The sequence below is a fragment of the Desulforhopalus glucosivorans genome, from assembly GCF_054397165.1.
This window is the reverse complement of the sequence record NZ_AP044854.1, coordinates 1266873-1277356: the sequence shown is the minus strand read 5'-3', so window position 1 is coordinate 1277356 and position 10484 is coordinate 1266873. Positions and strand designations below refer to the sequence as shown.

At 44.0% G+C, this 10484-nt stretch carries 12 protein-coding genes; 9 read left to right on the top strand and 3 right to left on the bottom strand.

Features of this window, described 5'->3' with window-relative positions; all coding sequences use genetic code 11:
- Positions 1-49: 49 nt before the first annotated feature.
- Positions 50-352, bottom strand: a complete 303-nt coding sequence (locus tag ACX6CI_RS05490) for a hypothetical protein (protein WP_458777162.1) — start codon at positions 350-352, stop codon at positions 50-52.
- Between ACX6CI_RS05490 and ACX6CI_RS05485 the strand changes: the two genes are divergently transcribed.
- Positions 353-1444 (top strand): hypothetical protein, encoded by a 1092-nt coding sequence (locus ACX6CI_RS05485; protein ID WP_458777161.1) that lies wholly within the window; start codon positions 353-355, stop codon positions 1442-1444. It begins immediately after the preceding gene.
- A gap of 84 nt (positions 1445-1528) precedes the next feature.
- On the opposite strand, the gene ACX6CI_RS05480 is transcribed toward ACX6CI_RS05485, so the two are convergent.
- Positions 1529-2005, bottom strand: a complete 477-nt coding sequence (locus ACX6CI_RS05480; RefSeq protein WP_458777160.1) for a universal stress protein — start codon at positions 2003-2005, stop codon at positions 1529-1531.
- 223 nt (positions 2006-2228) lie between these two features.
- On the opposite strand from ACX6CI_RS05480, the gene ACX6CI_RS05475 reads away from it, so the two are divergent.
- From ACX6CI_RS05475 to lpxC, 3 genes are all read left to right on the top strand, one after another.
- The gene (locus ACX6CI_RS05475; protein WP_458777159.1) at positions 2229-2984 is read left to right on the top strand and encodes an MOSC domain-containing protein; all 756 of its coding nucleotides are present in this window, start codon (positions 2229-2231) and stop codon (positions 2982-2984) included.
- A 162-nt stretch (positions 2985-3146) separates the two neighbouring features.
- A complete protein-coding gene (locus ACX6CI_RS05470) occupies positions 3147-3413 on the top strand; it encodes a hypothetical protein (RefSeq protein WP_458777158.1) in 267 nt (88 codons plus the stop codon).
- A gap of 477 nt (positions 3414-3890) precedes the next feature.
- On the top strand, positions 3891-5207 hold the full coding sequence (gene lpxC, locus ACX6CI_RS05465; RefSeq protein WP_458777157.1) for a UDP-3-O-acyl-N-acetylglucosamine deacetylase: 1317 nt from the start codon (positions 3891-3893) through the stop codon (positions 5205-5207).
- 201 nt (positions 5208-5408) lie between these two features.
- Here the strand turns inward: lpxC and ACX6CI_RS05460 are convergent, their stop codons facing one another.
- Positions 5409-5666, bottom strand: coding sequence for a Trp family transcriptional regulator (locus ACX6CI_RS05460; protein ID WP_458777156.1), 258 nt, complete (start codon positions 5664-5666; stop codon positions 5409-5411).
- Between the two features lie 79 nt (positions 5667-5745).
- Here ACX6CI_RS05460 and ACX6CI_RS05455 point away from each other — a divergent pair, with 79 nt between their 5' ends.
- The 5 genes from ACX6CI_RS05455 to ACX6CI_RS05435 are packed head-to-tail and all read left to right on the top strand — an operon-like array spanning position 5746 to position 10302.
- Positions 5746-6903 (top strand): ABC transporter substrate-binding protein, encoded by a 1158-nt coding sequence (locus ACX6CI_RS05455; protein WP_458777155.1) that lies wholly within the window; start codon positions 5746-5748, stop codon positions 6901-6903.
- 52 nt (positions 6904-6955) lie between these two features.
- Positions 6956-7870, top strand: a complete 915-nt coding sequence (locus tag ACX6CI_RS05450; protein WP_458777154.1) for a branched-chain amino acid ABC transporter permease — start codon at positions 6956-6958, stop codon at positions 7868-7870.
- Positions 7870-8859 carry a branched-chain amino acid ABC transporter permease gene (locus tag ACX6CI_RS05445; protein WP_458777153.1) on the top strand — a complete coding sequence of 330 codons (990 nt, stop codon included), beginning with the start codon at positions 7870-7872 and terminating at the stop codon, positions 8857-8859. The genes ACX6CI_RS05450 and ACX6CI_RS05445 overlap by 1 nt, the downstream gene beginning before the upstream one ends.
- Positions 8852-9607 carry an ABC transporter ATP-binding protein gene (locus tag ACX6CI_RS05440; RefSeq protein ID WP_458777152.1) on the top strand — a complete coding sequence of 252 codons (756 nt, stop codon included), beginning with the start codon at positions 8852-8854 and terminating at the stop codon, positions 9605-9607. The genes ACX6CI_RS05445 and ACX6CI_RS05440 overlap by 8 nt, the downstream gene beginning before the upstream one ends.
- On the top strand, positions 9601-10302 hold the full coding sequence (locus ACX6CI_RS05435) for an ABC transporter ATP-binding protein (protein ID WP_458777151.1): 702 nt from the start codon (positions 9601-9603) through the stop codon (positions 10300-10302). Before ACX6CI_RS05440 ends, ACX6CI_RS05435 begins: the two co-directional genes overlap by 7 nt.
- The last annotated feature ends 182 nt before the right edge of the window (positions 10303-10484 follow it).

The window sequence follows — 10484 nt, the reverse complement described above, 5'->3', positions numbered from 1 at the left end:
AGTGTCAGACAACCACTTCTTGCATTTACAGACAACGATTGTACAGGTATTATTTACCACCGCTCATATCAACACCGGCATATTCATATATGCCAAAAATGAGACCGGCCATTATACCAATAGCAAAAAACAGTCGCAGTCGACGGTCCCATGGAAGCTTATTTTCCCCCGCCATATACTGCAACAAAGCAATTATTACATAGGTAATACCAGCGACATAGGGCCCTGTCTGTAAGATCTGCCAACCAGTTGCTTTAACGGTGGTAAGAGCATCGGGCCCTAAACGCAGGTTGAACAATAGATAAAGCACAGCGGAAGCTGTAAAAGTTATTTTACTTCGAAGATCTGACATATGAACTCACTTAAAACTGTTTTATTTCCGGCAACCGTAATCCACTCGATACGCCAGTATCCAATTTTTCTCTTATTCCCACAAATACAACTCATTGCTCCGGTGGAATCAAGTAGTGAAAACCAAGCCGGAGAACCCACAGATACTTTCATTAATTCAGGTTTATGTCAAGTAGATACTCCCTGCCCCCTCGGCGAGAATCTCTCTCGGTTTCAACACCTCATAAAAGACATCCGCAACAGAAAAGATGACTATGCTGCGCAGCTGAGTTCTCTAACCCTTGCCGCCATGTCATCATCTGCCAGCTCCGGTGAAGAATCTGAACAAGCCATTATAAATGAATTCCTCACCCCAAAAGACTTAACAGTAGAAGAGGAAAAACAAAATCATGAGGCAAAACTCTGGCAGGCACGACTTGTTCTTGCCATCGGCGAAGTTCTTGATGCTGAAGAAGAAGAAATAGCCAGAAACCTTTCCCTCGTCGATGATGACACAGCAGGACTGTTCAATGCTCTAAAAGGTGAACTGGATGACTTTGACCAGGACAGTCCATTTGCTGAGTTAAGTCAGTTAAAAAGTAATTTTAGTGGCGCCCACAGTGGTAATATGAGCAAACGTCTCAACAGCTGGGCCCAGCTTTTTAGTGAGAGTAGTTATACAGACTCAGATCTCTTTATCACCACAAGCGCTGATGTCATTGATATACTATCTGAGTCATACGATGCACTAGAGGGTCTCGCTCCGATACAACACACAGGATTTGAGCTTCCAAGTCTCATTGGCTGGAGTGAAAAGGAGGCACTGGAGTCGGTACAAGCATTCAAACAGACAAATGAAACCCTGCTCGCAGATCTTGTAACTCTTATGGCAGACCTTATAGAAGACAAACAAGGTGGGCTAGATAAGCAAAACACCTGGGACGATATCAGGTCGTTGTGGAACACTCAGTTAGAGCAAAGCTTTCCAAGCAAAGAATTAGGTCGTCAACCAGTGACACTCTATATGTATAAAAATATTGATGTGAAATCTCTACTTGGAATAGAAGCAAGTAAGGATCCGTCTAAGAATACAGCTGTACTACTTGTTGGATAGCAGGAGTAATAGCAGTAGTTTCACTACCCCCACCTGCACAACATAGACAGCCTCCCCAACTCACTCAGGGAGGCTGTTGTACTATTAGCAACAGGTGTATGGGTTAATGGTTGTAACTGGACATGAGGCCGCTCTAACTACCTTGTCTGCAACACTACCAAACATTATCTTTTCGAGCCCCTTGTACCCATGGGTACCCATCACAATAAGGTCTGCATTGTTTTCGGATGCGTATTCAACTATTTTCTCACCCACATCGCCCATCAGGACCTTATACGTTAGATCTGCCACCCCTGCTTTTTCGCAGAACTCAACCATCTCCCCGCAAAAAGAGGCCATCTTTGTTTCGGCACTTTCTGCAAGCTCCCCTTCAAGACTAGGCAGTGTCATCTGCGGCACAAAAAAACCAGAATAATCTTCAAAATTCTGAACCACAAAAATCAGGTGCATTGAAGCTCCAAACTTCCCAGCCAGATACGCTGCAGATTCTGCAATTAGCCTGGAATTATCAGAAAAATCAACCGGAGTTACCACATTATGTATCTCATGAATTATACTCATAACGCCCCCTTTGTCATTGAATGAAACTTCCTTTACTTACTTATAATTATCTCATAAAGAAGTGTCGAATGCAATTTTCGTATTAGATGATTATAGCTCCATTTACAATACGCTTCACATCACTTATTTCATAATTAGTATTAGTGATTTGACAATTATAAAAATCAAGATATTGTCTAGTAACACTATGTAGTACTTTCCATATTCTTAAAAGAGGAACGTTTTGAAAAAAATCAATGCAATATCAATCAGTGACCGCAAAGGAATGCGGAAGAAAAATATCCAATCTACGACACTTATTGAGGATTTTGGTCTGGAAAACGATGCCCATGGTGGTGACTGGCACAGACAGGTAAGTTTTCTTGCTGAAGAGAGCATCCAGACAATGCGTGATAAGGGGCTGGACGTGGTTGCCGGTAATTTTGCCGAAAATCTCACCACTGAAGGCGTTGACCTCACTCAGGTTGATGTGGGAACCCATATCACCATCGGTGAGACTGAGCTCATTATTTCCCAACTTGGAAAGATATGCCACACCCCGTGCGCCATATACCACCAGGCCGGCGACTGTGTTATGCCACGGGAAGGCATCTTCGCAGTAGTGGCACGGGGTGGTGATATTAGGGTTGGAGACAGCCTGACTATTCTGGAAAAGCACTCTGCATCGGCAGCCATTGTAAGTAACACCAACGATGAAACAAAAGAACTCAAATCCATTATTGAGAATCAATTCTCCCCAGCATTTATACGTCTTGATACCATTAACAATAAAAAAGGCGGCACTCTTGCAGCAATTATCGAGGATCTCGCCTCGACCCAAAAAACAGACAACATTATAGTACTGGACACAACCGGAGAACTTGGCCTTGCTCTTACCGGCCTCCCTGTCGAAAAACAGGGTGCCAATATATATAACTACAAGAACAGCACGATTTATCATTTCAGAAACAGCTCCCCTCCATTTCCATGGGAGAGGTAGAACATGGTGAGCGTGTAATTATGCTCCTCTACTTTGGAGGAGCACCTCCTGGATGAGATATCCTAAAGAAAACTTCTGTTTGATTCCTCGTCAGCTCACATTACACCTGCTAAGAACATCATATTGATGTTATACGATACGAATGAAGACGGAGCTACAAACATGTATATGACTGCCAGCAGAATCAAAATCGAAGAAAAACCTGTATTAAAACTAAACATCCACGACTTCGATGAAAATGATATTCCATTTCTAGATAACCTTGGTATCGACCAGCGTGATGAAGACTCTCCCGGTTTACGATATATTCATATCCATAGCCAGGAAGATTTCCATAGAACTCGTTCTACAATCCTGGAAAAGTATAATGTAATTGAAGAAAAAGGCCCCAAGGTCTTCCTTGAACTAAAGTGTACCTTGAAAAACTAGGTGATTTGTTCTAATTCGAGACGCGTGAAGAACTGTACCACAGATATATAACTGATATGCCGAAGTCTCAGCTTATCGGGGGATAGAACGTAAACAAAACGAAAATATTGGGCGCAAAACAACTTTTGCGAGACGCTCAACTATCTACTGCTTCAAAGGTGAAAGTAGAGTGAGATAAAAGCGACCTCTTATAAAAAATATCGAGATAGTGAAGATCTTCAAAGCACACTCTGCAAAAATCACTTATTATAGGACCGACCTCGGCACACATTAAATAAGCCGGGACTACGCTCAATAGACCCTCGTGGGATGTAGATACCTACACCAAAGTCATTCATACATACACTCACAGACAAGAAAAGACTTTTGGTTACCGAAGACTTCCGATAAGCGAAGAGTTCCGATAAGCGAAGACTTCGAGTGATCTTAGAGGGCACTTAGTACAATACGTTAACATAATTTCAGGACCCAAAAGACATGAATCCTATTTGTATAGTAGACGACCAGCCTCAGATCTGTTCAACCATTTCGGGAATCCTTTCTGACGAAGGCTATGATTCCACAGTATTTCAAGATGCGGAAAGTTTCTGGCAGAGCCTTGACACCCAAGAACCTTCCCTGGTTTTACTCGATATCTGGCTGCCAGGTGTTGATGGTCTGGAAATTTTAAAACGGTTAAACGATCGTTTCCCCACCCTGCCAGTTATTATGATGAGCGGACATGCTGGCATAGAAACAGCAGTACGAGCCATCAAATTAGGTGCCCACGACTTTATGGAAAAGCCACTTCACCTGGACGTACTCCTAGAAAAAGTCGAATCTGCGCTTCAATGCCTCCCTTCTAAAATCGATTCTTCCTCAACCTCCGACAAAGGAATCGACACCGCGAATTCTGATTCTGAAATGCTCAATGGAATGGTTGAGATTGTCACATCCACTGTACCCCAAAAAACTCTCGGTGATGTTATAGTTCTTAATGGTGTAGGACTCTTGAGCGGTCGAAAAACTGGTATTATCTTAAGTCCGCTTGGGGTCAATGAAGGTATTGTCTTCCAAACATTGGACGGACAAACCATTCCTGGAAAAATCACATCCCTTGAAAATTTTTCAAAAATTGATCCCACGAAAATATTTTCAGCTAACTCAACCACGCTTAAAAATGGTACGCACCAGGTTCGAACAGTTGAACACCTCATGGCAGCCTTTTCTATCTTCGGTATCACCAACGTACTCATTAAGGTAGATGATGAGATTCCCAATATAGATGGCTCGGCTAAGGACTTTAGTGACCTCATAGCTCAGACTGGTGTTGTTGAGCAGCAGACACCTACTGAAGTTGCAGTGATCAAAGAAAAAATTGGGGTGGGCACTGAAGAGAGTTCTGAGAAACATCTCTTTGCAGAACCTTTTGATGGTTTTGAAATTGTTATGAGAGTTGACTATCCTGAGCCCATAGGAGAACAGGTCTTTACCTTCAATCCTGACCACGGTTCCTTTTCCGACGAAATCGCACCTGCTCGCTCATTTAATACCTTTGAAAACATCGAAATGGCCCAGCGACTTGGAAAGGTCGGTAGCGGTTACCTCAACTCCCATATTATCATGCATGAGGGTAAGGTTATAAATACTGAACTACGCTATCCAGATGAATTTGTTCGCCATAAAATATTAGATTTAATTGGGGATCTATATCTGCTTGGCTACCCAATACAAGGAAGAATCACAGCCAATATGACATCCCATGGATATAATCAGGCACTGGTAGAGCGCCTGCACCATGCTATCCAAAGTTAATTGTATACAGCTGTCACCAGGATTACACTTTCTATAAAGAGCAAAGGCCCAACGTCTGTTAAAGACGTTGGGCCTTTATTTATACCTGAGATAAGAATAAGCAGTACACCACAGCGAACACGACATTTGAACTGAGTTCATCACACGATCGTCCATAACTCAACAATATTGCCTGGCCTTGTAAAGTATACAAAACAGATATCAGCTAGTATCATCCTCTTGATCCGTGCCATTTTCTTTAATTGCTTTGAGTGCATTAGAACCTCTCGTCACGGTTGCAATTCCAACTCCCAGAATATCAGCAATTTTTCTCTGGGGAAGACCATCCTCCAGCATCCTGAATATTTCGAGACGATTACTTAACTCAACGATTTCACTGGAGGTGAGCAGACGCAATAGTGCATTCTCCATATCGGTGGAATTTTTCTGGCCCAGCAAATGATTGACTAATTCTTTCATATTAAGTAGGTTTGTATTTTTGTACTAGTACAATAGTACATTTTCATTTTTTGTCAATAAAATCAAGGAGAACTATTCCATGAAGAAGTTTTGTTTTATACTGCTGAGTTGCTTACTCACGTCACCGGCTATTGCTGCAGAACCTGTCAAGATCGGTATGGTTACAACTCTTTCCACCAAGGCTGGATATCTTGGTGAAGACATTCGAGATGGCTTTCAATTAGCCATAGATCAGGAATCTGGAAAGCTCGGTGGTATTGCAGTTGACCTGATGGTGGAAGACGATGGCCGCAAACCTGAGAAAGGAAAGCAGATAGCTGAGAGATTTATCAAAAAAGATAAAGCTCAAATCCTCACTGGAATTGTCTTTTCTAATGTCGCCATGGCAGTCGTCCCTAAGGTAGTTAGACAGGATGTGGTTTATCTCAGCACAAATGCTGCCCCTTCAAAACTTGCAGGAAAAGGCTGTAACAGCAATTACTTCAGCGTATCCTATCAAAATGACAATCTTGATGAAGTCGTGGGCAAGTATGTAAATGATACAGGACACAAGAGTGTCTACCTCCTAGCCCCAAACTATCCTGCTGGTAAAGATCATCTTGCAGGATTCAAACGTTTTTACAAGGGTGAAATTGCAGGAGAAGTCTATACAAAACTCGGTCAATCAGATTACGCTGCTGAACTTGCGGCCTTAAGAGCTGCAAAACCTGAAGCTGTATTTTTCTTTTTACCAGGTGGCATGGGGATTAACTTCCTAAAGCAATATTCCCAGGCCGGGCTTGCTAAAGAAATCCCAGTATACGGCCCTGCTTTCTCCTTTGACGAACGAATTCTCAAAGCCGTGGGTTCCGCAGCCCTTGGTGTTAAAAACGGTTCTCAATGGACCCACGACTTAGACAACTCTGCAAATAGGCAGTTTGTCGAAGCCTACCAGAAAGCCTATGGCCGTATGCCAACTCTCTACGCTGCTCAGGGTTACGATACCGCCCGTCTAATAGGTTCTGCACTTAAGTCAGTTGAAGGCGATCTTAGCAATCTAGATTCATTTAAAGCAGCAATAAAAAAGGCAGATTTTGATTCTGTTCGCGGTAATTTCAGTTTTGGAACCAACCAGCATCCGGTTCAAGATTTATACATCAGAGAAGTAATTTCTAAAGATGACGGCTTCACAAACAAAACAGTGGAAAAAGTCTTTTCAAACCACGTGGACGCCTATGCGTCTGAGTGTAAGATGTAGGAGTTTTATGGGCCTATGATATATTCACAGGCCCACATCGACTCATTTTATTATGTTACTTTTTTTCGAACAGTGTCTTAACGGCCTCCAATTTGGAGTTATGCTCTTTCTTATGTCTGCCGGTCTCACTCTGGTATTTGGCATAATGCGGGTTATCAACCTTGCCCACGGCTCATTTTACATGATAGGTGCCTACGTCGGTGCTACCGTTGCCTCCGCCACGGGTTCTTTTCTCTTGGGCATTGCTGCATCCCTTCCTGCAGCAGCGTTCACCGGTATGGTTGTTGAATGGATCGTTCTCAGGCGCCTTTATCAGCGAGATCATCTCGACCAGGTGCTCGCCACCTTCGGCCTAATAATGTTTTTCAATGAGCTGACCCGGATTATCTGGGGGCGCCAACCACTCTTCATGGATGTCCCTGACTGGCTCAATCATAGTGTACAGCTTTTACCGGGGCTTACCTACCCGGCATACCGACTGGCAGTAATTTTTGTAGGCCTTGGGGTCGCACTGTTTCTCTGGCTGTTATTTTCCAAAACACGTTTGGGCATGCAAATACGAGCAGGAGCAGTCAACCGTGAAATGGTCGCAGCACTTGGGGTAAACATACGTCTACTCAACACCCTGGTTTTCGGCCTTGGGACTCTGCTCGCAGGGCTTGCCGGAGTCATGGCAGGCCCAATTCTCGCCGTAGAAAGTGGCATGGGGGAATCAATTTTAATTCTTACCTTTGTCGTAATAGTCATTGGAGGCATAGGCTCTATTCGAGGAGCTCTAGCAGGCGCTATCCTGGTTGGTATGGTTGACACACTGGGCAGAGCGTTTCTACCAACGATATTTCATCTACTCTTTCAATCCTCAAGTGCAGACGCAGTTGCAGCCTCTTTATCATCCATGGCTATTTACATCCTTATGGCTGTAATTCTTGTATGGAAACCAAGGGGCCTCTTTCCAGCTCATTCCTAATGACAATACAACAACGAACTAGACTCGCCTTAGGCGTTTGCGCCCTAATGCTCTTGGCCCTCCCCCCTGCTGCGCTTTTTCTTGATCAGATATATCTGGTCTCTCTTTTTAGTCGAGTACTCATATATGCTCTTGCTGCAGTCAGTCTTGACCTACTGCTTGGTTATGGAGGACTTACCAGTCTCGGCCACGCCGCCTATGTAGGTATCGGTGCCTATGTAGTTGGTATCGGATTTTTCCATGCATCAGAAATGGAACCCTTCATACAATCGCCCCTGATCATCAACGGCTCTGAAAACGGTTTAATTGTTCTTCCATTGGCAGCGCTTGTTGCAGGTTTTTTCGCTATGATATTTGGAGCTATGAGCCTTAGAACAAAGGGCATACATTTTATCATGATTACCCTCGCCTTTGCCCAGATGCTATATTATCTCTTTGTTTCCATGGAAAAATATGGTGGCAGTGATGGCCTCTCCCTTTACTCCAGATCAACAATCCCCGGTATGGACCTCGGAAATGATATACAGTTTTACTACCTCTGCCTTGCTCTCTTAATTAGTTTTCTTATCCTCGCTGAAAGACTGGTACGTTCACGCTTTGGTCTCATTGTTCGGGGAGCAAGGGACAATTCCCGTCGCACTCAAGCCCTTGGGATTCATGCCTTCCGCTACCAGCTTGTTCTATTTGTGATTGCTGGAGCAGGGGCTGGTCTTGCGGGTGGTTTACTGGCGAATCAAACTGAATACGTTAGCCCCGGGCTGCTTCATTGGACCTTATCAGGGGAACTGATGGTTATGGTAATCCTCGGAGGCCTTGGAACCCTGTATGGACCAGTACTTGGAGCTGCAGCATTTTTGCTTATGGAGGAGAGCCTTGCTATGTATACAGAGCACTGGATGATTTATATGGGTCCCTTCCTCATCTTAGTGGTGCTTTTTGCAAAAGGCGGTTTATGGAGCCTCATTGCCGGGCGAGGTAAACATGAATAATACTGTCCTGCAAATACAACATCTATACAAAAATTTTGGCGCCATTCGTGCCACCAGTGATGTAAGCTTTTCTATTGAGAAAGGTGATATCCACGCACTCATAGGACCAAATGGAGCCGGTAAGACCACACTTGTCAATCAATTGAGTGGTGATATATTACCAGACAAAGGTACGATTCTATTTAACTCATCAGACATAACAACTCTTAAAGCACATAAGCGTGCGCAATTAGGAATATCGAGATCATTTCAAATCACCCATGTTTTTGAGCAATTAACTGTGGCAGAAAATATGGCACTCGCCATCCATTCAAAAAACGGCCATAACTTTCGCTTTTGGAAAAGAGCGCTTGGTACCTCCCAGATCCAAAAAGAAGTATCCATAGCTCTGGAGCGAGTTGATCTGGCTCGGCAGAGTAAACAGCCTGCCCGAGTTCTCTCCCATGGCCAGAAGCGACAGCTCGAAGTCGGCATGGCACTTGTTGGAAACCCAGAACTGTTAATTATGGATGAACCCATGGCAGGAATGGGCACAGGTGGAACTCAGGAACTGGCAAAACTCATTGAAGGGCTTCGTGGCAGTGTAACAATCCTTCTTGTAGAGCATGATATGGATATTGTTTTTTCCATTGCAGATACGGTGACGGTGCTGGTCTATGGTGAACACATAGCCACAGGAACTCCGAGTGAGATACGGGCAAATCCAAAGGTGCGCAGTGCCTATCTCGGGGAGGAGGATGAATGCTAAACGTTCACGACATTTCTACCTACTATGGTCAAAGCCAAGCCCTCTACGGGGTTTCACTTACAGTTAAAATGGGCCAGGTAGTTACGCTTCTTGGAAGAAACGGTATGGGCAAAAGTACTACCATCCGGTCCATAATGGGTATTACCCCTGCCGCCTCAGGAATAATTAAATTTGTGGGTGAAGAAATCACCTCAAAGCCCAGTTACTCTATTGCCAGAAAAGGAATTGGACTTGTTCCCGAAGGTCGTCAGATATTTCCCAACCTGACTGTTAAAGAAAACTTGTTTATGGCCCAGGCAAACCATCGAAATGTTAAAACGCCTTACACACTTGACGATATATTAACGATCTTTCCCCGTTTAAAAGATCGGCTCAGTAATTACGGTAACCAGTTGTCCGGCGGCGAACAACAGATGCTTGCAATTGGCAGAGCTTTAATGATCAACCCAAGCCTCCTCATACTAGACGAGGCCACGGAAGGACTCGCCCCTCTGGTTCGCCAGGAAATTTGGCGCGGCCTCAATGTTCTTAAAGATAAGGGTCTTGCCATCCTTATTGTGGATAAGAACCTGAACGCTCTCATGGAACTTGCTCAATATCACTATATACTTGAGAACGGTAAAATAGCATGGGACGGTTCCACAAGCGAGCTACAGTCCCAACCTGAGATAAGAAACCGCTTCCTAGGGGTATGAAACATTGCTTTCCTGATACTGATCCCCAGAAAACACTTGCTGAACGAATTCTCATTGGTGGTGCCGGGTTCTGTGGTGTTCTGACAGGAACCTACTCTAGTCGGACAATATAGTTTGTCTAAAATTAGAGAGCTTCGAGATGGGTATAGTAACGTTTGGCATAAGTTGCCGCTGGCATGGAT

Bases quoted from the DNA above. Each gene is read 5' to 3' on its own strand.
- ACX6CI_RS05490 (WP_458777162.1), bottom strand. From the start codon at position 352: ATGTCAGATCTTCGAAGTAAAATAACTTTTACAGCTTCCGCTGTGCTT.
- ACX6CI_RS05485 (WP_458777161.1), top strand. From the start codon at position 353: ATGAACTCACTTAAAACTGTTTTATTTCCGGCAACCGTAATCCACTCG.
- ACX6CI_RS05480 (WP_458777160.1), bottom strand. From the start codon at position 2,005: ATGAGTATAATTCATGAGATACATAATGTGGTAACTCCGGTTGATTTT.
- ACX6CI_RS05470 (WP_458777158.1), top strand. From the start codon at position 3,147: ATGTATATGACTGCCAGCAGAATCAAAATCGAAGAAAAACCTGTATTA.
- lpxC (WP_458777157.1), top strand. From the start codon at position 3,891: ATGAATCCTATTTGTATAGTAGACGACCAGCCTCAGATCTGTTCAACC.
- ACX6CI_RS05460 (WP_458777156.1), bottom strand. From the start codon at position 5,666: ATGAAAGAATTAGTCAATCATTTGCTGGGCCAGAAAAATTCCACCGAT.
- ACX6CI_RS05455 (WP_458777155.1), top strand. From the start codon at position 5,746: ATGAAGAAGTTTTGTTTTATACTGCTGAGTTGCTTACTCACGTCACCG.
- ACX6CI_RS05450 (WP_458777154.1), top strand. From the start codon at position 6,956: ATGTTACTTTTTTTCGAACAGTGTCTTAACGGCCTCCAATTTGGAGTT.
- ACX6CI_RS05445 (WP_458777153.1), top strand. From the start codon at position 7,870: ATGACAATACAACAACGAACTAGACTCGCCTTAGGCGTTTGCGCCCTA.
- ACX6CI_RS05440 (WP_458777152.1), top strand. From the start codon at position 8,852: ATGAATAATACTGTCCTGCAAATACAACATCTATACAAAAATTTTGGC.
- ACX6CI_RS05435 (WP_458777151.1), top strand. From the start codon at position 9,601: ATGCTAAACGTTCACGACATTTCTACCTACTATGGTCAAAGCCAAGCC.